Below are 22,792 nucleotides of genomic sequence, written 5' to 3' on the forward strand. Positions count from 1 at the left end.
TGGCGCGGTAGCCGGCTGCCTCGCCATACGGTTGTCGAGCTGCTAGCGTGGCCGCCATTAATGACTTTGCGGGAACACGATACCGATGCAGTTGGGACGATGGATACACACCGGCGGGCTGCTGCTGGGCTTGAGCTTGTTGCTGGGCGGTTGCGCCACGGCGCCGAAAACTTCCACCAGTGCCACCCTCGACCAGTTGCTGGCCGACCCGGCGCTGCACGGTGCCAGCGTGTCGCTGATGGTGCGCGACGCCCGCAGCGGCAACACCCTCTATCAACACAACCCACGCACACGGCTGACGCCGGCTTCCAGCCTCAAGTTGCTGACCACCGCGGCGGCGATGGATGTGCTGGGGCCGCAATACCGTTTTTCCACCCAACTGTTGAGCGACGGCACCCGCCAGGGCGCGGTGCTTAACGGCAATCTCTACCTGCGCGGCCTGGGCGACCCGACGATCCAGTGGGCGGATTACCAGGCACTGGCCGCCAGCCTGGCGCAGCAGGGCATCCAGCAAGTGCAGGGCGACCTGGTGTTCGACGACACGTTCTTCGACGCCGAGCGCCTGGGCACCGATTGGTCACAGGACGATGAAAGCACCTACTACGGCGCGCAGATTTCGGCGCTGACGGTCTCGCCCAATGACGACTTCGATGCAGGTTCCCTGCTGGTCACGGCCAAGGCGCCGGTTACGGCAGGGCGCCCGGTAACGGTGGATATCAGCCCGGCGACCGACTACGTGCAGATCGGCAACCGTGCCGTCAGCGGCCCGGGCAACAGCTATGGGATCAATCGCCAGCACGGCACCAACCTGTTGCGCCTCAGTGGCGCGTTGGCCCCGGGCAAGCAGAGTCGACAATTGATCAGTGTCTGGGAGCCGACGCAACTGGTGGCCAATCTGTTTGGGCAGGCGTTGGCGCAACAGGGGATTGTCGTACAGGGGCGTCGGATGATCGGGGGTGTGACGCCGACCACGGCGACAGTGCTCGCGATGCATGAGTCGGCGCCGCTGCAGGACTTGATCACGCCGTTGCTCAAGCTTTCCAACAACAACATGTCCGAGGCATTGCTCAAGAGCATGGGGCGCAAGACCGTGAATGCCGGTACGGCGCCTGCCGGTGTGGCGGCGGTGGCGGGGTTCCTGAAGCGTCAAGGGATTGATACGGCGACGTTGAATCAGGTGGACGGTTCGGGGTTGTCCCGACGTAACCTGGTGTCGTCGCAGAACCTGACGGACGTGCTGCTGGCCGCCAGCAAACAGCCCTGGTTCAACGCCTGGTACAACGCGTTGCCGGTTGCCGGTAACCCGGAACGCCTGGTAGGTGGGAGCCTGCGCTATCGCCTGCGGGGCACGGCGGCGGAAAACAACCTGCACGGCAAGACCGGCTCGATGAGCGGCGTGTCGTCGTTGACCGGGTATGTCACCGATGCCAAGGGGCGCAAGTTGGTGTTTTCTATGGTGACCAACAATTACGTGGTCGCAGGCGCGCGGGTCAAGGCGCTGGAAAACCGTCTGGCCACGGCATTGGCCAACAGCACGGACTATTGAGCACCGAGAAGCAAATGTGGGAGCGGGCTTGCTCGCGAAGGCGGTGGATCAGTCAGTACATGTGCTGACTGCCACACCGCTTTCGCGAGCAAGCCCGCTCCCACATTGGACCTGGGCAGGTAGGCAGATCGCATTTCAAGGCAGGAACGCTTGCCGGTATTCCCCGGGTGTCGCCCCCATCGCCTGGCGGAACCGGTTGGTAAAGTGGCTGGCGCTGGAAAACCCGCACGCCAGCGCAATCTCGCCCAGGGGCAATGCCCCGCCACGCAACAACTCCCGGGCGCGGGCCAGGCGCCGCGCCAGCAGGTACTGGTGGGGCGGCAGGCCAAAGCTCTCGCGAAACATCCGCGCGAAGTGGTACTCCGACAACGCACATAACCCTGCCAGTTGCCCCAGGCTGATGGGCTCGGCCAGTTGCTGGTCGATGTACTCCACCAATTGCCGACGCTGGTGGGCGGCCAGCCCGCCTTTCAAGCGCAAACCTTCACGCATTCCCACCTGGCTGAGCAAGGTATGGCTGAGCATTTCATGGGCCAGGCTGGTTGTCAGCAGGCGCTCGCCGGGCTCTTTCCAGTTCAGGCTGATCAACTGGTGAAAGCGCCGGGCCTGCTGTGCGTCGTCGAGGAAGGTGCTCTCACGCAACTGCAACTCGCGGGGCTCACGGTCCAGCAAGGTCACGCAGCCCAAGGCGAATTGCTCGGGGCTGAAATACACGTGGGCCAGGCGGATTTCGCCGTTGATCACCCAGGCCGACTCATGCTCGGCCGGCAGGATGCACAGCTTGTCCGGGCCGCCCTTGGTGCCGGGCTGGTCGCGGCGAAAGGTGCCGGTGCCGCCGCCGACGTAGCAGGACAAGGTGTGATGGTCGGGGGCTTCGTAATCCTGAGCGTCGTGATGGTTGCTCCACAAGGCTGCAGACAAGCCGTCACCGAGCTCGGCGCACAGCTCGAGGCGAGCGTTGGGCGAGCGGTTGAGGGATTGAAAGACTTGCAGGGTTTCCAGTGGCGGCATATTCGTACTCTCTGACAGCTTGCATCCTACGCCCAGCGGCGATGCCTGTGATCCCGGCAGCCGACAAAAGCGCAAGAATGTGCAAGAGGCTGGGTGCCGCCCGGGGCGAAACTGTGGCTCAACCCTCGGAGCCCGCCATGAACCTTTTCCTGTATTTACTCACCGTACTGATCTGGGGCACCACCTGGATTGCCCTCAAATGGCAACTGGGCGTGGTCGCGATTCCGGTGTCCATCGTTTATCGCTTTGGCTTGGCGGCGCTGGTGCTGTTCGTGATGCTGCTGCTCAGCCGCAAGCTGCAGGTGATGAACCGTCGCGGGCACTTGATCTGCCTGGCCCAGGGCTTGTGCCTGTTTTGCGTCAACTTCATGTGCTTCCTGACGGCCAGCCAGTGGATTCCCAGCGGGCTGGTGGCGGTGGTGTTCTCCACCGCGACCTTGTGGAACGCGCTGAACGCTAGGGTGTTCTTTGGCCAGAAAGTCGCACGCAATGTGTTGATGGGCGGCGGCCTCGGGTTGCTGGGCCTGGGGCTGTTGTTCTGGCCGGAACTGGTGGGGCACACCGCCAGCCCGCAAACCTTGCTCGGCTTGGGTTTGGCGCTGCTCGGCACGATGTGTTTCTCGGCGGGCAACATGCTGTCGAGCCTGCAACAGAAGGCCGGCCTCAAGCCGCTGACCACCAATGCCTGGGGCATGGCCTATGGTGCGTCGATGCTGGCGATGTACTGCGCGGTGCAGGGCATTCCGTTCGACATGGAATGGAACAGCCGCTACATCGGTTCGTTGTTGTACCTGGTGATCCCGGGTTCGGTGATTGGGTTTACCGCCTACCTGACTCTGGTCGGGCGCATGGGCCCGGAGCGGGCGGCGTATTGCACCGTGCTGTTCCCGGTGGTGGCGTTGAACGTCTCGGCGTTTGCCGAAGGCTATCAGTGGACCGCGCCGGCGTTGGCGGGGCTGGTGCTGGTGATGGCAGGTAATGTGTTGGTGTTTCGTAAGCCCAAGGCCAGCGCGCCAATCAATCCAATCTACAAGGCGAAGCAGGTCTAGTGTGGGCGCTGTCGAGACCGAGCGAGGCGGCGATTCAGGCGCTGCGGTCTTGCAGGTACACCGCGGTGATGCCATCGCAGCCTCGCTAAAGCTCGACAGCTCCCACATTTAATCTCCTTTACCTGAGAATCACCGTTCGCTACTTCAGGCCCAGGCGCTTGGCCATCCGTCCCAGGTTGGCCCGGTCCAGGCCCAGTTCGCGGGCGGCGCTGGCCCAGTTGTGCTGGTGGCGTTCCAGGCAGGCACTGATGACCTGGCGCTGGTAGTTCTCGGTGGCCAGGCGCAGGTCGCCGGTGACGTTCGGCACTTCGGGCGGCGCTTCGATCTGCGGCGCGCTGGCGTTCGGCAAGTCCAGGTCCGCTGCACTGAGGCTGAGAATCTTCGGCCGTTCCCGGCAGTTGCCCAGGGCTTTCAGGGCGCTGCGGCCGATCAGGTGTTCCAGTTCGCGCACATTGCCGGGCCACGTATAAGCCAGCAGTGCCGCCTGGGCATCGCTGGTCAGGCGCAGGCTGCCCAGGCCCATGCGTGAGCGGTTCTGTTCAAGGAAAAAGCCCGCCAGCAACAGCCCATCGCGACCCCGCTCGCGCAAGGCCGGCACTTGCAGGGGATACACGCTTAAACGGTGATAGAAGTCGGCACGATAGCGGCCGCTGCGCACTTCTTCGGCCAGATCCCGGTTAGTGGCAGCGATCAGGCGCACATCCACCTGATGCTCCTTGTCGGATCCCAGCCGCTGCAACTGGCCGCTCTGCAACACCCGCAGCAGCTTGGCCTGCACGGTGAGGGACAACTCGCCCACCTCATCCAGGAACAGCGTGCCGCCATTCGCCAACTCGAACTTGCCCCGGCGTTCGTTCAGCGCGCCGGTAAACGCCCCGCGTACATGGCCGAACAGCTCGCTTTCCACCAGGGTTTCCGGCAGGGCGGCGCAGTTGAGGCTGATTAGCGGTTTTTCGGCGCGGGATGAGGCGGCGTGGATCGCCTGGGCCACCAGCTCCTTGCCGACACCGGTCTCGCCGGTGATCAACACCGTCAGGTCGCTGCCGCCCACCAGGTTGATTTCTTCCACCAGGCGTTTGTGGGTCTTGCTCTGGCCGATCATTTCCTTGTGCTGCTGGCCGCTGGCCTGGCGGTAGATTTCGGCGCGCTGGTGTTCGTCTTCGGCCCGCAGGGCCAGGCGTTCGATGCGTTCGGCAACATTCACCGTCGCGGCGGCGAGGCTGGCGAAGGCTTGCAAGGCATCCAGTTCCACCCGTTCGAAACGCTCGGTGTCCAGGGCGTCGAGGGTCAGCAGGCCCCAGGGCTGGTCGTCGACAAACAGCGGGCAGCCCATGCAGTCATGGACTTCCAGGTGCCCGTGCAGGCCGTCTACCAAACCGTCATAGGGGTCGGGCAGTTCGCTGTCGCTGTCAAAACGGGTAGGGCCGGGGCTGCTCAGCAGCACGGCAAAGCGCGGGTGTTCGCTGACCTTGAAGCGCCGGCCGAGGGTGTCAGTGCTCAAGCCGTCCACCGCCAGCGGTACCAGCCATTCGCCGTCGAGGCGCAGCAGGGCGGCGGCGTCGCAGGGCAGCAGGGCGCGCATGGCCTGGAGCAGGCGTCGATAGCGCTCGCCTTCGGGCAGCTCGCGGGACAGGTCGGCAACCAGGGGCAGCAGGGTGGTGAGCAGCGGCTTCGCAGTCATAATGACTCCTTGTAGTCATAGTGACTATAAGGTGTAGGAAGTCATACTGACTACATTAAATTCAAGCTACTGATTTATAGGGTTTTATTAGTTGGCATGAATACTGAGTAACAAAGGGTAATCAGTAAGAAGACTCAGGAGTCTGCCATGCTTAGCGCCCAAGACCGTGCCATCGTCAAATCCACCGTGCCCCTGCTTGAAAGTGGCGGCGAAGCCCTGATCACCCATTTCTACCGCATGATGCTGTCCGAGTACCCGCAAGTGCGCCCGCTGTTCAACCAGGCCCACCAGGCCAGTGGCGACCAGCCCCGGGCGCTGGCCAACGGCGTGCTGATGTACGCCCGCCACATCGACCAACTGGACCAGTTGGGCGACCTGGTGGCAAAGATCATCAACAAGCACGTTGCTTTGCAGATCCTGCCGGAGCACTACCCGATTGTGGGGACCTGCCTGCTGCGGGCGATTTCCGAAGTGCTGGGCAGTGAAATCGCCACCCCTGAAGTGATGAGCGCCTGGGGCGCTGCCTATGGCCAACTGGCCGACATCCTGATCGGTGCCGAAGCGGCTATCTATAAAGAGAAGGAAGAAGCGCCGGGCGGCTGGCGTGGCGCGCGGCCGTTCACGCTGGTCAAGCGAGTGGAAGAGAGTGCGGAAATTATCTCGTTCTACTTCGCGCCTGTGGATAACGGCCCGATCCTGGCCGCCGAGCCTGGGCAATACATTGGCATGAAGCTGGTGCTGGAGGGCGAGGAGGTGCGCCGCAACTATTCCCTGTCGGCGCGTGGCGACTTGGGCCAGTACCGCATCAGCGTCAAGCGCGAAGCCGGTGGCCGGGTGTCGAACTACCTGCATGACCAGTTCCAAGTGGGCGCAACCATCGATCTGTTCCCGCCATCGGGGGAGTTCACGTTGGCGGCCAGCGATAAGCCCTTGGTACTGATCAGTGGCGGTGTGGGCATCACGCCAACCCTGCCGATGCTGGAAGCGGCCCTGGCCACCGAGCGCCCGATCCACTTTATCCACTGCGCACGTAATGGCGGCGTGCATGCGTTCCGCGAGTGGGTGGATGGCCTGGCGGCGCAGCATCCGCAGCTCAAGCGTTTTTATTGCTACGCCGAAGATGATGGCGTGAGCCCGGCGGCGGACAAGGTCGGCATGCTGAGCCAGGAGCAACTGGCGGCGTGGTTGCCGCAAGAGCGTGATGTGGATGCGTACTTCCTGGGGCCTAAAGGCTTCATGGCGGCGATCAAGCGTCACTTGAAGGCCTTGGGTGTGCCGGAGAAGCAGAGCCGGTATGAGTTCTTTGGGCCGGCGTCGGCCTTGGAATAACTTACTCGGTCAAAAATGTGGGAGCGGGCTTGCTCGCGAAGGCGATGTATCAGAAGCACATTCAGTGACTGACACTCCACCTTCGCGAGCAAGCCCGCTCCCACATTTTGATCTCCATTTTCCCTGATTAATCTCCTGTTAATGCCTCCTGTTTAAACCTCCTCACGCCAACAGCTCAACTTTCACCGTCCACGTGTAAACTTGCGGCCATTGGCACAACCAACATTGGCTAAAGGGAAACGGGGATGATCGACGAATTGCGTTTGGGCAGGGAGCGACGCTTTCTGGTACTGCTGGGCATCATCTGCCTGGCGCTGATCGGCGGGGCGCTGTACATGCAGGTGGTGCTGGGCGAGGCGCCGTGCCCGCTGTGCATCCTGCAACGTTATGCCTTGCTGCTGATCGCGATCTTCGCCTTCATCGGTGCCGCCATGCGCACCACCCGCAGCGTCACGCTGTTTGAAGCATTGGTGACACTCAGCGCCCTCGGGGGTGTCGCCGCCGCCGGCTATCACGTGTACATCCAGTTCTTTCCGAAGGTCAGCTGCGGCATCGATGTGCTGCAACCGATTGTCGATGGCTTGCCGCTGGCATCGGTGTTTCCCCTCGGCTTCCAGGTCGACGGTTTCTGCGAGACGCCTTACCCGCCCGTTCTCGGCCTGTCCCTGGCCCAATGGGCGCTGGTGGCCTTTGTGCTGACGGTGATCCTGGTGCCACTGGGCATTTACCGTAATCGCCAGAGCAAAGCCTGATCCGTAGACGATCAAACGCCCCGGCCTTCCTATAAGAAGGCCGGGGCGTTTTTGTTTGTAGGCATTTTGTGAAGGGACCGTGACGCGGGGCAAGTTTGGGTGCGCGCAGCATGCGACATGTTGTCACACGGAAGCTGTCGCAGGACGTTTCTCACGCCCGTAAACGCGGCATAAATTTGCATGAAACGGCGTTTTGTGGCTGTCAGTTCGTCGTCTGGCCAGTGCCGCGAGCGGCTTGAGCTCCGTGACATTGCCTGATGTCCGAATGCCTTGTTTTTAGGGCACTTGGATGCGTTTTCGATGCCCCTACAGCTTGTGGGGGAAGTGGCGAAATGCCCAATAACACGGCATTTTTTGTGGTTTTTGTCGAGAATCAAACGCGATACGATCGCGGACCTTTGCAATAATGGTGAAGGATTATTGCTGGAAACGATAAAAATTATTTCTGGATAAGACATGGTTTATACATCGCTAGCTAACTACAATCGCCCGCATTGAATGTCCGGTGCTGCTCACCCCTGAGCAAAACTAGGGCGGTCGAGAAGCGGATATAACGTTTCGTGCGATCCCAGGTGCCGGCAGCCTTTCAACTATCCGCACCAAATGGAATTGGTCTGTAACAAGGCCTTTGACCAACGAATTCGAATAAGAACTCACCGCTAGCCCGGGACGTGTCGATTCGCGCAAGGCGCGACGGGCAGGCCCTTATTCAATCGAAGAGAAATGCCAACCCTTGGCAGGGTGAAGTGTTGGCGATCAAAACCCAACTGCATTGCGCAAGCTGCTTTAGAGGTCGTGAGATGAGTAAAAACAGGTACCCCCGATTACTAGGCTTTTTGCCGCTGCTTGGCATGATGTTAATGCTGGGAGGCTGCAAGTGGACCTTGCTCGACCCTAAAGGTCAGGTCGGTCTGGATCAACGCAACCTGATCATCACCGCCACCCTGCTGATGCTGTTGGTCGTGGTGCCCGTGATCATCATGACGTTCGCGTTCGCCTGGAAATACCGCGCGTCGAACACCAGCGCCACCTACGCGCCGAAGTGGTCGCACTCCACCAAGATTGAAATCGCGGTGTGGCTGGTGCCGATCCTCATCATCATCGCCCTGGGTTACATCACCTATAAGTCGACCCATGAGCTGGACCCGTACCGTCCGCTGGACTCCGACGTCAAGCCGATCAACATCGAAGTGGTCGCGCTGGACTGGAAGTGGCTGTTCATCTACCCGGACCTGGGTATCGCCACGGTGAACCAGATCCGGTTCCCGGAGAACACCCCGCTTAATTTCCGGATCACCTCCGACGCCGTGATGAACTCGTTCTTCATCCCTGCACTGGGTGGCCAGATCTACGCGATGGCAGGCATGCAGACCCGTCTGCACCTGATCGCGAACGAGAAAGCTGAAATGGAAGGCATTTCCGCTAACTACAGCGGCGCTGGCTTCACCGGCATGAAATTCAAAGCGATCTCGACGAGCCAGGAAGATTTCAACGCCTGGGTAGCCGAAGTCAAGGCCGCACCTAAACAGCTTGATCAAGCTGAATACGACGCCCTTGCCAAACCAAGCCAGAACAACCCAGTCGCCCTGTACTCCACGTACGAGCCGGACCTGTTTCAGAAAATCGTCGACAAGTACGAAGGTATGAAGCCAGGCAAGCCGATCGAGCACGAGAAGAAAGAAGTGGCCGCGGTTGAAGGTTCTGACACGGGCTCGCATTCAACTGCTGGGGCAGAGGAGTAAACGATGTTTGGTAAATTAAGTTGGGATGCGGTCCCGTTCCACGAGCCGATCGTGATGGTGACCATCGCCATGATCGCGCTGGGTGGTCTGGCACTGTTTGCAGGTATCACTTACTTCAAGAAGTGGACCTACCTGTGGACCGAGTGGCTGACTTCGGTCGACCACAAGAAAATCGGCGTCATGTACGTCATCGTTGCCATGGTCATGCTGCTGCGTGGTTTTGCCGACGCCATCATGATGCGTACCCAGTTGGCCATGGCCACCGAGGGTTCGCCTGGCTACCTGCCTCCTGAACACTATGACCAGATCTTCACCGCCCACGGTGTGATCATGATCATCTTCATGGCGATGCCTTTCTTCACCGGCCTGATGAACCTTGCCTTGCCGCTGCAGATCGGTGCGCGTGACGTTGCGTTCCCGTTCCTGAACTCCCTGAGCTTCTGGCTGCTGGTGTCCGGCGTAGTGCTGATCAACCTGTCCCTGGGCGTCGGCGAATTCGCCAAGACCGGTTGGGTTGCGTATCCGCCATTGTCGGGCCTGGCCTACAGTCCGGGCGTGGGTGTGGATTACTACATCTGGGCGCTACAGTTATCAGGACTCGGGACGACACTGACGGGGGTCAACTTCCTGGCCACCGTCTTGAAAATGCGCGCCCCGGGCATGAAGCTGATGGACATGCCGATCTTCACCTGGACCTGCACCTGGGCCAACGTTCTGATCGTTGCATCGTTCCCGATCCTGGCTGCAACCATGGCGTTGCTGTCGCTTGACCGTTACCTGGATTTCCACATTTTCACCAATGAACTTGGTGGCAATCCAATGATGTACGTGAACCTGTTCTGGGCATGGGGTCACCCTGAGGTGTACATCCTGATCCTGCCAGCGTTCGGTATTTTCTCTGAAGTGATCTCGACCTTCTCGGGCAAGCGCCTGTTCGGTCACCACTCGATGATCTACGCCTCGGGCGCGATCTCGGTACTGGGCTTCATGGTGTGGCTGCACCACTTCTTCACCATGGGTTCGGGGGCCAGCGTCAACGCGTTCTTCGGACTGGCGACGATGCTGATTTCCATCCCGACGGGGGTGAAGCTATTTAACTGGCTATTCACCATCTATCACGGTCGTCTGCGTATCACCAGCCAGGTTCTGTGGACCCTGGGCTTCATGGTGACCTTCGCAATCGGCGGCATGACCGGCGTACTGCTGGCCATCCCGGGTGCTGACTTCGTACTGCACAACAGCCTGTTCGTGATTGCTCACTTCCATAACGTGATCATCGGCGGCGCAGTATTCGGCTACATCGCAGGCTTCAGCTTCTACTTCCCGAAAGCGTTCGGCTTCAAGCTGCACGAAGGCTGGGGCAAGGCTGCATTCTGGTTCTGGATCTCGGGCTTCTTCGTCGCGTTCATGCCGCTCTATGCACTGGGCTTCATGGGCATGACCCGTCGTCTGAACGCCACCACCAACCCTGAGTGGGTACCGTACCTGTACGTTGCCATGGTCGGTGCACTGATGATTGCTGTCGGTATCGCCTGCCAGCTGATCCAGTTGTATGTCAGCGTGCGTGATCGCAAGCAGAACCTGTGCGAATCCGGCGACCCATGGAATGCACACACCCTGGAATGGTCGACTTCGTCGCCACCTCCGTTCTACAACTTTGCGGTACTGCCGAAGGCTGACAGCATCGATCCGTTCACCGAAGCCAAGGAAGACGGTACTGCGTACCAGAAGCCAGCACGTTACGAACCGATCCACATGCCTAACAACACCGCTACCGGCGTTGTGATGGGTGCGCTGTTGACCGTCTTCGGTTTCGCGATGATCTGGCACATCTGGTGGCTGGCCATCGTGAGCCTGGTGGGCACCATCGGCTACTTCATCGTTCACGCTGCCCGTGATGACCAAGGCTACATGGTGCCGGTCGACGTGATCGAACGCATCGAAGCCGAGCAACACGCTCGCCTGGTTGCCGAGAAGAAGATCCCGGCCAACCGTGTTGAAACCTCGTTGGAACAGGCTTAAACCATGTCGAACTTAGTGACCAATGCTGGACACGCCCATGTCGATGACCATGGGCACGATGACCATCACCACGACTCGGGGCCAATGACCGTATTCGGTTTCTGGCTCTACCTGATGACCGACTGCATCTTGTTTGCGTCGATCTTCGCGGTGTACGCGGTACTGGTAAACAACGTAGCGGGTGGCCCGTCGGGCCACGACATCTTCGAACTGCCTTACGTGCTCGGCGAAACCGCCTTGCTGTTGTTCAGCTCGATCACCTACGGCTTCGCCATGCTGGCCTTCTACAAGGGCAGCAAGAAAGGCGTCCTGAGCTGGTTGGCACTGACCTTCCTGTTCGGCCTGGGCTTCATCGGCATGGAGGTCAACGAGTTCCACCTGCTGATCTCCGAAGGTTACGGCCCGCACCGTAGCGGCTTCCTGTCGGCGTTCTTCACGCTGGTAGGGACCCACGGTCTGCACGTGACTGCCGGTCTGATCTGGATGGCGACCATGATGTATCAGGTCAACAAGCATGGCCTGACCAACACCAACAAGACGCGCCTGAGCTGCCTGAGCCTGTTCTGGCACTTCCTGGACGTGGTCTGGATCTGCGTCTTCACCGTTGTCTACCTGATGGGGACTCTGTAATGGCTAATGCACATTCCCATGACAGCCACGATGACAGCCACGGCAGCGTCAAGTCGTACGCCATTGGCTTCATCCTGTCGGTCATCCTGACGCTCATCCCGTTCGGCCTGGTGATGTACCCGACCTTGCCGAAGTCGATCACCTTGATGATCGTCCTGGCGTTCGCGGTGATTCAGGTTCTGGTTCACCTGGTGTACTTCCTGCACCTGGACCGCTCGAAGGCTCAGCGCGATAACGTGATTGCGTTCGTGTTCGCAGGCTTGGTGATCCTCCTGCTGGTTGGCCTGTCGGTATGGATCATGTTCAGCATCCATACGTTCATGATGGCGAAGTGAGGTAAGACCCGATGTCGCTTAAGCACTTTATCCAAATCACCAAACCGGGGATCATTTTCGGTAACGTGCTTTCTGTGGCAGGCGGTTTCTTCCTGGCCTCCAAGGGGCATGTCGATCTGGCCATTTTCCTGGCAGCGATGATCGGCACGTCCCTGGTGGTAGCTTCCGGTTGTGTATTCAACAACTGCATCGACCGCGATATCGACATCAAGATGGAACGCACCAAGAATCGTGTGCTGGTCCAGGGCCTTATCTCCCTGAAGCTGGCACTGATCTTCGCGACCGTTTTGGGTATCGCCGGCGTGGTGTTGTTGTACAAGGTGGCCAACCCGCTGGCGGCGCTGTTTGCCGTGATCGGCTTTGTCATCTACGTCGGCTTCTACAGCCTGTACCTCAAGCGCAAGTCGGTTCACGGCACGCTGGTGGGCAGTCTGTCGGGGGCGATGCCGCCGGTGATTGGTTATGTGGCTGTGACCAATAGCTTCGACATGGCCGCGCTGGTGCTGCTGGTGATGTTCAGCCTGTGGCAGATGCCGCACTCCTATGCCATCGCGATCTTCCGCTTCAACGACTACCTGGCTGCCTCGATTCCGGTTCTGCCGGTCAAGCGTGGCATCAAGGTCGCCAAGAAACACATCCTGCTCTACATCCTGGCCTTCCTCGTGGCGACCTTGATGTTGACCTTCAGTGGCTACGCCGGCATGAGCTACCTCGCCGTTGCCGCCGCCATGGGCATGTACTGGTTGTACATGGCCTGGACCGGCTACAAGGCGGTGGATGACACCGTCTGGGCACGCAAGCTGTTCGTCTTCTCGATCTTCACCATCACCGCCTTGAGCGTGATGATGTCCCTGGATTTCCAGGTGCCGAAAGAGTTACTGCTGACGTACGCTCACTGAGTGATCAAGCAGTAAAAAACCCCGCCTTCGAAAGAAGCGCGGGGTTTTTTATTGAGGGGCCTTTAAACTATGCCAAATCTTACAAATGCAGGAAGCAGCGTGATGAGTAAAAAAGCCGTTATCGTATTCAGTGGTGGGCAGGACTCGACAACCTGCCTGATCCAGGCACTGCCGCTGTATGACGAAGTGCACTGCATAACCTTTGATTATGGCCAGCGTCATGTGGCGGAAATCGAAGTCGCACAGAAGCTCGCAAAACAGCTGGGTGCCACCGTTCACAAGGTGATGGACGTGTCCCTGTTGAACGAGCTGGCCATCAGCAGCCTGACCCGTGACAACATTCCGGTACCCACGGTGAACAGCTCAGGCGAGAGTTTGCCGAGCACCTTTGTGCCGGGCAGGAACATTCTGTTTTTGACCCTGGCGGCGATCTACGCCTATCAGGTCAAGGCGGAAACGGTGATCACCGGCGTGTGTGAAACCGACTTCTCCGGCTATCCCGATTGCCGGGACGAGTTCGTCAAGGCGCTGAATAAAGCGCTTCAGTTGGGCATGGAATACGACGTGCGCCTTGAAACGCCGCTGATGTGGCTGAACAAGGCCGAGACCTGGGCCCTGGCGGACTATCACCACCAGCTGGACTTGATCCGCAACCAGACCCTGACCTGCTACAACGGCATTATCGGCACGGGCTGCGGCAACTGTGATGCGTGCAACCTTCGCGCGCGGGGCCTGAACGACTACCTGGAAAACAAGGCCGCCGTCATGCAGAGCCTGAAAAGCAAACTGGCGTGATGTAGATCGTTCCCACGCTCCGCGTGGGAATGCATCCCGTGACGCTCCGCGTCACAAAGGCGGACGCGGAGCGTCCAACGCGGCATTCCCACGCAGAGCGTGGGAACGATCATCAGCTGGCGTGCGGTTGGGTCTGGTTATCGCCCGTGATGTAGCGCTTGAACAGCGAGCGGGCGCCATAGGAAGGCAAAGCAGACCTGTCGATCGTTCCCACGCTCCGCGTGGGAATGCATCCCGTGACGCTCCGCGTCACAAAGGCGGGCGCGGAGCGTCCAACGCGGCATTCCCACGCAGAGCGTGGGAACGATCATCAGTTGGCGTGCGGTTGGGCCTGGTTATCGCCCGTGATGTAGCGCTTGAACAGCGAGCGGGCGCCATAGGCGGGCAGGATATTGAAGAAGGCAAAGCAGACTTTGATCGCGATCTGCACGTAGATCATGTTCAGGATGTCGCTGGTCTGCATCGCGCCGTAGAACGCGATGAAGCAGAACAGGAAGCTGTCGATAATCACCGCGAAGAACGTACTCAGGAAAATCCGCAGGAACAGGTACCTGGAATTGGTCAGCTCCTTGATCTTGCACAGCAGGTACGAGTTGATGTTCTCCGACACCAGGAACGAGACCGAGGACGCGATCAACACCGACGACACCTGGATGATCACGTCGTTATACGGCCCGTCGAGCTTCCAGCCGGGCAAGCCGGGGAGGAAGGTCGAGCCGTAGAGCAGGATGATGATCATCGCGTTACTGGCAAACGCAAACAGGATGGCCCGTCTCGCCAGCCGCAGGCCGAACTGCTCGTTGAGCAAGTCCACGATCAAAAACGTCAGCGGGTAGAGAAACGTGCCCGGTGTGACGATGATGCCCAGTGACTCCAGGTAGATAGGTTTGGTCGCGGCAATGCTGGTGAAGATATAGAACGTAAAGAGCAGCAGGTTCAGGATGATATAAATCATCCATGAGTTCTCGTTACGGTCGTTGATGTCGTAGGCGGTGAGCGCGCCGCCCTGTGAATAGAACTTCTTGTACATGTTCTTGACTTCCATTTTGTTTAAATTGTCCATGATTTCGCTGTTCAGCACTTCGCTCAGCTTGATCCGAATGATCTTGCCCGTGGCGATCACCATGATCACCGCCAGGCTTTTATCATTTTCAAAACCCAGCAATTTATATTTGCTGTTCTCGACTTCGTGCTCATACGTTGTCATTGAAGCGCTCCTCGATGATATCTCCCACCACACAGATACGATCCGAGCTGACACACGCTTCATCCGTGATAAATAGTTTTTTGCCGAGCCTGTCGTACACCAACTTTTCCTTGTCGTCGCTCGACGTGCCTTTCTGCACGATCAACAAATCCCCCGGCTCGTTGACGCCGGCAATGGCATGCTCCAGCAACACCGCAATCAAGTTGTAGGAAGTGCCGAAGTAGTAGGTCAGCGGGTACAGCGTGGCGAGTTCGCCAATGCGCTTGTCCATGCACGCGATCACCAGACTTTCCTTGATGATCGGCAGGGCGGCAGGGTTCATATTGCCCTGGGGGGAAATACTGCTGTCGATGATCTCTTTTTCTTCAAAGTTGAGGGTCTCGATTTCTTCATAGGACACGCCAAAGAAATCCGAGATCTTGCGGATGGTGGACTGCTGTACGTTGACGACCTTGCCTTCCAGAATGTTGTAGATCGTGGTTCTGGTCAGGCCTGCCGCGCTGCACAACGACAGCTGCGTCTCTCCGCGGCTTTTGATCAGGTATTTGATATTGCTCTTCAAATACTCGGTGCGTTCTTTTCTATGAATCAAATGCCCACCACTTCCTTATGTTTTACACAGAGCGTCCATGTTTCGCTGGGGTGCGTGCTTCGCCGCGGCGCGAAGTGTTGCATGCGCCCGCCGCAAGAATAAAGACCGTGATCAGTTTTTTGGCGACTGGGCAGCATTCAGGCTTGGCAGAGCGGGTGCTGTCCCCTGTGCTCGGCCAAAAAGAATCATTTAATTTGGAAAATGTTCATTTTTCTGCTTAATTGCCCTGCGCCCAACGGAAAGGCGAACGGGATTTTCAGGGAAGGAACACACGACTATGACAGTCAACACGCAACCACTTACCCACCAAGCCGGCCTGCTGCAACGAGGGCTGGCGGATCTACGTGCAGAAGACGCAGAGCTGGCGGGGCTACTGGATGCGGAAGTCACGCGCCAACACCAGACCCTCTCACTGGCCGCTTCGTCCTGTGCCGTGAAACCGCACATCCTGGCGGCGTCCGCCTCGCTGCTGGTCAATGTGACCGCCGAGGGCGCCCTTGGCTGGCGTCATCATGCCGGGTGCGAGAACGCCGACCGGGTTGAAGCCCTGGCTATCCGCCGAGCGCGCGAGCTGTTCGGTGCGCACTACGCCGGCGTGCAATCACACTCGGGGTCGACCGCCAACTACCAGGTGCTGGCGGCCTTGCTGGAGCCGGGAGATACCGTGCTCGGCATGGCCACCGATCACGGCGGGCACTTCAGCCATGGCAGCCCTGTGGCGTTTACCGGGGCGTACTACAAGGCGCTCAGGTACGGCACCACCTCCAAGGGCCTGATCGACTACGAACAGGTGCGCACACTGGCGCTGGCCCATCGCCCGCGTGTGATTATCTGCGGCGCGACGGCCTACTCGCACGTCATCGATTTCGAACGGTTCCGCGGGATTGCCGACGAAGCCGGGTCGATCCTGCTGGCGGACATTTCGAGCATCGCCGGCCTGATCGCCACTGGGCGTCATCCGAGCCCGATCGATGCGGCCCACGTCACCACGCTGTGCACTCACAAGCAACTGGGTGGCCCGCGTGGCGGCCTGATCCTTTCCGGTCGCGATGCTGAAACCAAGGTGCCTGGCCTTAAGACCACCTTCAGTCGACTCCTCGATCAAGCCGTGTTCCCACGGATGCAGGGCGCGCCGGCCTTCAACATGATCGCGGCAAAAGCGGCGGCGTTCGGCTACGCCATGTCAGCAGATTTCGACGCCTGGATGGCGCGGGTTCGCATGACGGCCGACGAACTGGCCAACGCGTTTCAGGCCTGCGACTACGAGGTGGTGGGCGGACGCAGTGAAAACCACTCGGTGCTGATCCGCTTGCGTGGCGGCATCACCGGCTCCATCGCCCAGGCGGCGCTGGAGCAGTGCGGCATCATCGTGGATAAGCACCGTGCACCGGGAGAGACTCGACCGTCATTCGTCGCTGGCGGGTTGTGTATCGGCACCGGCTCCCTGGCGCAACGCCACCTGGACGCCCACGGATGCCGCCAGGTGGTTGATCTGGTGTGCCGAATCCTCGACGCGGTCACGCCCCTCAACGAGCATAAGTTCACCCTGGATCCCGATGCCCGGGAATCCCTGCGTTTGCAGGCCCAAACCTTGTGCGCGAGGTATCCACTTGCGGATTACCTGCACGACTGAGCAAACATCCAAATGGATGTTTCATGTTAGTGCGGGATGAATTGCTGTACGGTGTTTAACCGGCTGTTATAGATGGTCGCGTTATTGCTCATCTCCATAATTAACAAGCTGCATGACAGCTTGGCGTTCTCCTGGCAGTTATAAAAAGGGCTCTTAAAGTCCGTTCAACCTCCGTGAACGAAGTACTCAGCCTTTTGCAGTGAAGTCGAACTTGGCCCGTGCGCCGATAGTGGTTCGACTCATGAGGAGATATCCCGTGATAACCCGAAGAAAACTCCTGTATTCAGGCGCAGCCTTGACCGGTGCCGGCCTGTTTGCCCCGCTGTGGGCCGGTGTTGCGTTGGCGCAGGAAGTCAGCAGTGCCGCCAGCGACGACATCGAATCCTTCCGCCAATTGTCGATGTTCCTCCTCGAACGCCCGAGCGTGGATGCCACCTTGTCCTTGCGCATCCTGGCCCAGTGCACCCAGAACGACCCCGAGTTCCCGCAGAAGATGAAAGCCTTGTGGAGCAAGGTTGGCCAACATCACTTGCGTAGCGTCGGCCAGTTGTCCGGCAGCCCGTTCTATCGCGACCCGGTGGTCAAGGATACGACGCAGAAAATCGTCTCCGCCTGGTACCTGGGCTACACCGGCACGCCGGTGTCCCTGCGCGCCACCGACGGCACGCGGCTGGTGACCTTCACCGGCGCGCTGGCCTACCAGCCGACCGCGGACGCCACGGTGATCCCGACGTACTCCCGGGGAAAAACCAATTATTGGGTTAATCCTCCGGCCACGCTGGCCAACGACTAAGACAAGGCACTTTTATGAATCAGGATTTTGACGCCGATGTCATCGTGGTTGGCTCCGGCGCATTAGGCAGTAACGCAGCCTTTGAATTGGCCAAACTCGGCAAGTCAGTGATTATTCTGGAAGCGGGTGAACATATTCCCCGCTGGAAGATAGTCGAGAACTTCCGTAATTCGTCGAACAAGGGCAATTACAACTCACCCTATCCCAATGAGCCGTGGGCCCATCATTCTTATGATGAGCAATACATCGAGAACACCGGTTCTTTAGAGTTCCGCCCCGGTATGTTGAAACTGGTGGGCGGTACCACCTGGCACTGGGCGGCGGCGTGCTGGCGTTATTTGCCCAACGATATGAAGCTCAAGACGCTCTACGGAGTAGGTCGCGACTGGCCCCTGGAATACAGCGAGCTGGAACCCTATTACGTACGTGCGGAAATTGCCCTGGGCGTGTGCGGCAGTGACACCCAGGACCAGAGCGGGCAGGGCGGCGGCGCTTTCCCACCGCGCTCAAGCCCCTATCCGATGGCGCCTGAAGGCGATACCTACCTGTTCCAGCGCCTGCGTGAACGCATGGCCCCGGCCGGTTATCACTTTATCCATGAGCCCAATGGTCGCGCCACCGAACCCTACGACGGGCGGCCGGCGTGCAGCGGCAACAACAACTGCATGCCGGTCTGCCCCATCGGTGCGATGTACAGCGGCGATGTGCACGCCCGTCACGCGGAACAGGCCGGCGCCAAGCTGATCACCGACGCCACCGCCTACAAGCTGGAAAAAGGCGCGGACAACAAGATCGTCGCCATCCATTACCGCAGCTCCACCGGCGCCGATGTGCGGCTCACCGCCAAGTACTTCATCGTTGCTGCCCACGGCCTGGAAACCCCCAAGCTGCTGTTGATTTCCGAGGCGGCCAACTCCTCCGACCAGGTCGGTCGCAACCTGATGGACCACACTGGCCAAGGCCTGCAATTTATCGCCGACGAGCCGTTGTGGCCGGGACGCGGGGCAGTGCAGCAGGGCGGGATATTCAATCGCCGCGACGGCGAATTCCGCAAGGAACGGGCGTCGGTCAAACACTCGATCTCCAACAACGTGCCGAACATCGCCGTGGCCAAGCGGCTGATCGCCCAGGGCGTGTACGGCAAGGAGCTGGACGAACGCATCCGCCACGACGCGGCGCGTTGGGTCGACGTCTCTACCGTGTATGAAACCCTGCCGCTTTCGACCAACACCGTGCGCCCGAGCCGCACCCGCAAGGACGCCCTGGGCATTCCGATGCTGGTGGTCAACTACGAGGTGGGCGACTACGTGAAGGCGGCCAAGGCCGGCGTTACCGAGGACTATGCGCACTTCGTGCAGCTGATGGGCGGCACGGTGGTGGAAGACAACACCGGCTACCAGAACCGCGACCACCTGATGGGCACCGTGATCATGGGCGCCAACCCCAAGGACTCGGTGGTCAACCACGAGTGCCGCACCCACGACCACGCCAACCTGTTTCTCGCCACCACCGGGGTGATCCCGGCCTCCGGCACCATCAACCCGACCCTGGCCGGCGTGGCGCTGAGTATCCGTATGGCCGACATCATTGCGCGGGAGGTCTAGGTCATGGGATTGCTTAAGTTTCCGCTGCTGGCCTTGCTGCTCACCGCGTTGCCGGTGTTTGCCGCTGAAGACACCGATGCGCTGATCGAGAAGGGTGCCTATGTCGCCCGTGCCGGCGATTGCGAAGCCTGTCACCGCACCGCCGAAAACGGTGGCGCGCCGCTGGCCGGCGGGTATGTGATCGACTCGCCCATGGGCAAGATCATCTCCAGCAACATCACCCCGTCCAAGGCCTACGGCATCGGCGACTACACCGAGCAACAACTGGCGGACGCCTTGCGCAAAGGCATCAACGCCAAGGGCCAGCACCTGTACCCGGCGATGCCTTACACCTCGTACCAAGGCATGAGTGATGACGACATCCACGCCTTGTACGTGTACCTGCAACAGGGCGTCAAAGCCGTGGACCAGCCGGTACCGCAAACGCACCTGGCGTTCCCGTTCAACATCCGCCAACTGATGTTCGGCTGGAACCTGGTGTTCCTCGACAGCCAGGGTTTTGTGCCCAAGCCCGGCGCCACCGAACAGGTCAGCCGTGGCCAATACCTGGTGGACAACCTCGCCCACTGCGGCGCCTGCCACACCCCACGTAATGCCTTGATGTCCGAGGACAACGGCCAGTACCTGGCCGGCGCCAAACTGGGTGGCTGGGTCGCACCCAACATCACCTCCGACAAGGTCAGTGGCCTGGGGGACTGGAGCGAGGACGACCTGGTCAACTTCCTGAAAAACGGTCACCTCGCCGACAAGGCCCAAGCGGCGGGCGGTATGGCCGAAGCCGTGGAAAACAGCTTCCGCTTCCTCAGCGACAGCGACCTGCACGCCATGGCCGCCTACCTGCACAGCGTGCCGCCGATCCGCGATCCCGGGCAGACCGAGCGGATTGTGCGCGACGTCAAGCCGGTGGACATGAGCGCCCTGGAAACCGGCCAGGGCGATCAATCCTCACTGGCCGATGCCACTGGCCTGGATGGCGCACGCCTCTACAACTCGGCCTGCTCCAGCTGCCACGGCCGCGATGGACAGGGCTCGGCGGACAAGTTCTACCCGTCCCTGAGCCTCAACACCGCGCTCAACGGCAACCAGGCCAACAACCTGGTGATGGCGATCATTGCGGGCATCGACCGTAAAGGTGCCGACGGCGCAGTGAACATGCCGGCTTTGGGTGGCGACCTGAACGACGCGCAAATCGCCGCCATCGCCAACTACAGCCTGCAAACCTTCGGCAACCCGGCGCTGAGCGTCAGTTTCGAAGAAGTGACGAGCCTGCGTCGCGGTGGGGACGCGCCATTGTTGATCACGGCGATGCCGTATCTGCTGTGGGGCGGTGGCCTGGTGTTGCTGGTGCTGATCATCGTGCTGGTGCTGTGGCGGCGTCACCACAAACACTTGCGGGAAGTGGAGGCCAAGCGGATCGCGTTGAACCGGCGTTTTCATTCCAACTAGCCAGAAACGAAAAAGCCCCGCCTTCGGTATGAAGTACGGGGCTTTTACTTCGATAGGCCTCCGCGAGGCCGCCGGTGCAGTTCATCAGAAAGATAATTTCCGGTTTCTAAAAGTATAGGCAAGTTGCCTACACTTTGCCGCGTGAGATCTATTTTCTTCGAAACCTCGTCCTTTACTGCCACCGTAGGCAATTACCTAACGGACGATGAGTATCGAGCTCTCCAAAACGAGATGCCGTTGAACCCATCTGCGGGCGATGTAATGCCCCGTACAGGTGGGTTTCGAAAAATGAGATGGTCTGATGGAAAGCGAGGAAAAGGTAAGCGAGGTGGCCTACGTGTCATCTCCTATTGGCTTACCCATGATGGCCATTTTTGGATGTTTGCAATATACAACAAGGACGAACTTGAAAATTTGACTGCCGACCAGGAGAAGGCACTTAAGAAGGCCATAGAGGCCGAGTTGAAAGCACGAGGTACCCCATGAAAAAGCGCGATCTGTTTGCAGAGTTGATGCAGGGCGTTAGCGAAATGGCCGCACAGCGCGAAGGCAAGATTACCCTTCGGCAAAGCACTATCGAAGATAAGCCCGCCCCTGAGGTCTCCGCCCAGGAAATTGTGGCATTGCGGGATAAGCTGCATATGTCACAGTCTGTATTCGCCAGAAGCATACGGACTAGCCCCGGTACGTTGAAGAACTGGGAACAAGACAAGTCAAAGCCCAATGCCCAGGCAGCACTCCTGATCAGACTGGTGGAAAAATTCCCGGATATGGTTGATCGTCTTTCTGCTGTGTGATGGTTACCAGAAAAAGCCCCGCCTTCTAATGAAGGCGGGGCTTTTTCATGCCTCAAATCTTATGTAGCAGCTGTCGAGCTTAAGCGAGGCTGCGTCAGGCGCGACGCGATGCCTGTGTCTGGCGCGATTGCTATGTTGCTGCCATCGCAGCCTCGCTGGCGCTCGACAGCTCCTACGCGATGCTGTAGCCATCAAATGCGGTTTGCTGCTGCAATGCAGTAATGATGCTTTTACGCGTCAGTGGCTGCTCGGCGCCCGAGTTATCCACAAAGGTTTCAACCTCAAGTTCCGCCTCATCACCTTCACCGACAAAGGTAAAGCCGAGGAATTCAAACGCCTCACGGTCCACGTTCGGCTTGGAGCGCGGCGAACGCATCGGCAGGGTGACGCTGATGCCGTCCTTGCTGATGGCGAACACTTCCATTTCCTTCTTCGGGCGGGAAGCCTTGCCTTTGCCGGTGCTCGGGTTGCTGATGGCCTGGTGGGTCTGGTTCAGCACCTTGAGGGCCAGGCCGTAGACCAGTTCCTGGAACTCCGGGTCGTCCTTGAAGCTGGACAGGATGCGGCTGATGGAGAACTTGGTGTTCAGGTCTTCCAGGGCGGCGTTGTCGGCGGCTTCGGCGTCCTTGAGCTGCTTGAGCTCGCCCATCAGGTCGTAGGCCTTGTCGTCGTCGAAGGCATCGTGGGCCTGGCGGATGGCCACGCGCAGCTCGCGGATCTGGTCGCTTTCCTTGGAGGTGTGGAACGCGTCCAGCACCATTTCACTGATGGTCTTGGCCGCCGGCACGTGCTGTGAAAGATTGATGGCGTTTTCGTATTCAGCTTTGGACTGCAAGGCGACTACGGATTCTTCGGTGCGGGAATCAGACATTGAAATTTCACTACTTCAGTAAACGGGGAGACGGGAAAAGCGTCGCGCATTTTCAGCG

At 59.5% G+C, this 22,792-nt stretch carries 21 protein-coding genes and 1 pseudogene; 16 read left to right on the plus strand and 6 right to left on the minus strand.

Annotated elements, in window-relative coordinates:
- Nucleotides 1-85 precede the first annotated feature (85 nt).
- Nucleotides 86-1,546 carry a D-alanyl-D-alanine carboxypeptidase/D-alanyl-D-alanine-endopeptidase gene (gene dacB, locus D109_RS0129270; RefSeq protein ID WP_017480046.1) on the plus strand — a complete coding sequence of 487 codons (1,461 nt, stop codon included), beginning with the start codon at nucleotides 86-88 and terminating at the stop codon, nucleotides 1,544-1,546.
- A gap of 135 nt (nucleotides 1,547-1,681) precedes the next feature.
- On the opposite strand, the gene D109_RS0129275 is transcribed toward dacB, so the two are convergent.
- Nucleotides 1,682-2,557 carry a helix-turn-helix domain-containing protein gene (locus D109_RS0129275; RefSeq protein ID WP_017480047.1) on the minus strand — a complete coding sequence of 292 codons (876 nt, stop codon included), beginning with the start codon at nucleotides 2,555-2,557 and terminating at the stop codon, nucleotides 1,682-1,684.
- Nucleotides 2,558-2,694: 137 nt separating this feature from the next.
- On the opposite strand from D109_RS0129275, the gene D109_RS0129280 reads away from it, so the two are divergent.
- Entirely contained in the window at nucleotides 2,695-3,606 is a 912-nt protein-coding gene (locus D109_RS0129280) for a DMT family transporter (RefSeq protein ID WP_017480048.1), read from the plus strand.
- 139 nt (nucleotides 3,607-3,745) lie between these two features.
- Here D109_RS0129280 and norR read toward each other — a convergent pair whose 3' ends face one another.
- Entirely contained in the window at nucleotides 3,746-5,287 is a 1,542-nt protein-coding gene (gene norR / locus D109_RS0129285; protein WP_017480049.1) for a nitric oxide reductase transcriptional regulator NorR, read from the minus strand.
- Nucleotides 5,288-5,434: 147 nt separating this feature from the next.
- On the opposite strand from norR, the gene hmpA reads away from it, so the two are divergent.
- Both hmpA and D109_RS0129295 read left to right on the plus strand, forming a co-directional pair.
- Nucleotides 5,435-6,616 carry an NO-inducible flavohemoprotein gene (gene hmpA, locus D109_RS0129290; RefSeq protein ID WP_017480050.1) on the plus strand — a complete coding sequence of 394 codons (1,182 nt, stop codon included), beginning with the start codon at nucleotides 5,435-5,437 and terminating at the stop codon, nucleotides 6,614-6,616.
- A 245-nt stretch (nucleotides 6,617-6,861) separates the two neighbouring features.
- Nucleotides 6,862-7,368 carry a disulfide bond formation protein B gene (locus D109_RS0129295; protein ID WP_017480051.1) on the plus strand — a complete coding sequence of 169 codons (507 nt, stop codon included), beginning with the start codon at nucleotides 6,862-6,864 and terminating at the stop codon, nucleotides 7,366-7,368.
- Nucleotides 7,369-7,896: 528 nt separating this feature from the next.
- Here the strand turns inward: D109_RS0129295 and D109_RS1000000135395 are convergent.
- Nucleotides 7,897-8,141: pseudogene (locus tag D109_RS1000000135395) on the minus strand (hypothetical protein).
- A 27-nt stretch (nucleotides 8,142-8,168) separates the two neighbouring features.
- Here D109_RS1000000135395 and cyoA point away from each other — a divergent pair.
- The 6 genes from cyoA to queC all read left to right on the plus strand — a co-directional run bounded on the left by cyoA (nucleotide 8,169) and on the right by queC (nucleotide 13,791).
- Nucleotides 8,169-9,110 carry a ubiquinol oxidase subunit II gene (gene cyoA, locus D109_RS0129300; RefSeq protein ID WP_008435619.1) on the plus strand — a complete coding sequence of 314 codons (942 nt, stop codon included), beginning with the start codon at nucleotides 8,169-8,171 and terminating at the stop codon, nucleotides 9,108-9,110.
- Nucleotides 9,111-9,113: 3 nt separating this feature from the next.
- Nucleotides 9,114-11,132, plus strand: coding sequence for a cytochrome o ubiquinol oxidase subunit I (gene cyoB / locus D109_RS0129305; RefSeq protein ID WP_010170338.1), 2,019 nt, complete (start codon nucleotides 9,114-9,116; stop codon nucleotides 11,130-11,132).
- Nucleotides 11,133-11,135: 3 nt separating this feature from the next.
- A complete protein-coding gene (locus D109_RS0129310) occupies nucleotides 11,136-11,762 on the plus strand; it encodes a cytochrome o ubiquinol oxidase subunit III (protein WP_008435616.1) in 627 nt (208 codons plus the stop codon).
- Complete coding sequence (cyoD, locus tag D109_RS0129315) at nucleotides 11,762-12,097, plus strand: cytochrome o ubiquinol oxidase subunit IV (RefSeq protein WP_003216374.1); 336 nt, start codon at nucleotides 11,762-11,764, stop codon at nucleotides 12,095-12,097. Before D109_RS0129310 ends, cyoD begins: the two co-directional genes overlap by 1 nt.
- An 11-nt stretch (nucleotides 12,098-12,108) precedes the next feature.
- Entirely contained in the window at nucleotides 12,109-12,996 is an 888-nt protein-coding gene (gene cyoE / locus D109_RS0129320; protein ID WP_017480052.1) for a heme o synthase, read from the plus strand.
- A gap of 102 nt (nucleotides 12,997-13,098) precedes the next feature.
- Nucleotides 13,099-13,791 carry a 7-cyano-7-deazaguanine synthase QueC gene (gene queC / locus D109_RS0129325; protein ID WP_017480053.1) on the plus strand — a complete coding sequence of 231 codons (693 nt, stop codon included), beginning with the start codon at nucleotides 13,099-13,101 and terminating at the stop codon, nucleotides 13,789-13,791.
- A gap of 310 nt (nucleotides 13,792-14,101) precedes the next feature.
- On the opposite strand, the gene D109_RS0129330 is transcribed toward queC, so the two are convergent.
- Nucleotides 14,102-14,998, minus strand: a complete 897-nt coding sequence (locus tag D109_RS0129330) for a queuosine precursor transporter (RefSeq protein WP_017480054.1) — start codon at nucleotides 14,996-14,998, stop codon at nucleotides 14,102-14,104.
- Nucleotides 14,985-15,590: a helix-turn-helix transcriptional regulator gene (locus D109_RS0129335; protein ID WP_017480055.1), complete on the minus strand. Its 606-nt coding sequence runs from the start codon at nucleotides 15,588-15,590 to the stop codon at nucleotides 14,985-14,987. Before D109_RS0129335 ends, D109_RS0129330 begins: the two co-directional genes overlap by 14 nt.
- A 277-nt stretch (nucleotides 15,591-15,867) precedes the next feature.
- Here D109_RS0129335 and glyA point away from each other — a divergent pair, with 277 nt between their 5' ends.
- The 6 genes from glyA (at nucleotide 15,868) to D109_RS0129365 (ending at nucleotide 21,863) form a co-directional block, all read left to right on the plus strand.
- Nucleotides 15,868-17,223 (plus strand): serine hydroxymethyltransferase, encoded by a 1,356-nt coding sequence (glyA, locus tag D109_RS0129340; RefSeq protein ID WP_017480056.1) that lies wholly within the window; start codon nucleotides 15,868-15,870, stop codon nucleotides 17,221-17,223.
- 256 nt (nucleotides 17,224-17,479) lie between these two features.
- Nucleotides 17,480-18,016: a sugar dehydrogenase complex small subunit gene (locus tag D109_RS0129345; RefSeq protein WP_177325547.1), complete on the plus strand. Its 537-nt coding sequence runs from the start codon at nucleotides 17,480-17,482 to the stop codon at nucleotides 18,014-18,016.
- 14 nt (nucleotides 18,017-18,030) lie between these two features.
- Nucleotides 18,031-19,620: a GMC family oxidoreductase gene (locus D109_RS0129350; protein WP_017480058.1), complete on the plus strand. Its 1,590-nt coding sequence runs from the start codon at nucleotides 18,031-18,033 to the stop codon at nucleotides 19,618-19,620.
- A gap of 3 nt (nucleotides 19,621-19,623) precedes the next feature.
- Nucleotides 19,624-21,066, plus strand: coding sequence for a cytochrome c (locus D109_RS0129355; RefSeq protein ID WP_017480059.1), 1,443 nt, complete (start codon nucleotides 19,624-19,626; stop codon nucleotides 21,064-21,066).
- A gap of 141 nt (nucleotides 21,067-21,207) precedes the next feature.
- Nucleotides 21,208-21,552 (plus strand): hypothetical protein, encoded by a 345-nt coding sequence (locus D109_RS1000000135100; protein WP_032869145.1) that lies wholly within the window; start codon nucleotides 21,208-21,210, stop codon nucleotides 21,550-21,552.
- Nucleotides 21,549-21,863, plus strand: coding sequence for a DNA-binding transcriptional regulator (locus tag D109_RS0129365; RefSeq protein WP_017480061.1), 315 nt, complete (start codon nucleotides 21,549-21,551; stop codon nucleotides 21,861-21,863). The genes D109_RS1000000135100 and D109_RS0129365 overlap by 4 nt, the downstream gene beginning before the upstream one ends.
- 172 nt (nucleotides 21,864-22,035) lie before the next feature.
- Here D109_RS0129365 and D109_RS0129370 read toward each other — a convergent pair whose 3' ends face one another.
- The gene (locus tag D109_RS0129370) at nucleotides 22,036-22,734 is read right to left on the minus strand and encodes a hypothetical protein (protein WP_017480062.1); all 699 of its coding nucleotides are present in this window, start codon (nucleotides 22,732-22,734) and stop codon (nucleotides 22,036-22,038) included.
- Between the last annotated feature and the right edge of the window lie 58 nt (nucleotides 22,735-22,792).

The organism is Pseudomonas sp. PAMC 26793 (assembly GCF_000313235.1).
Lineage (GTDB): Bacteria > Pseudomonadota > Gammaproteobacteria > Pseudomonadales > Pseudomonadaceae > Aquipseudomonas > Aquipseudomonas yamanorum.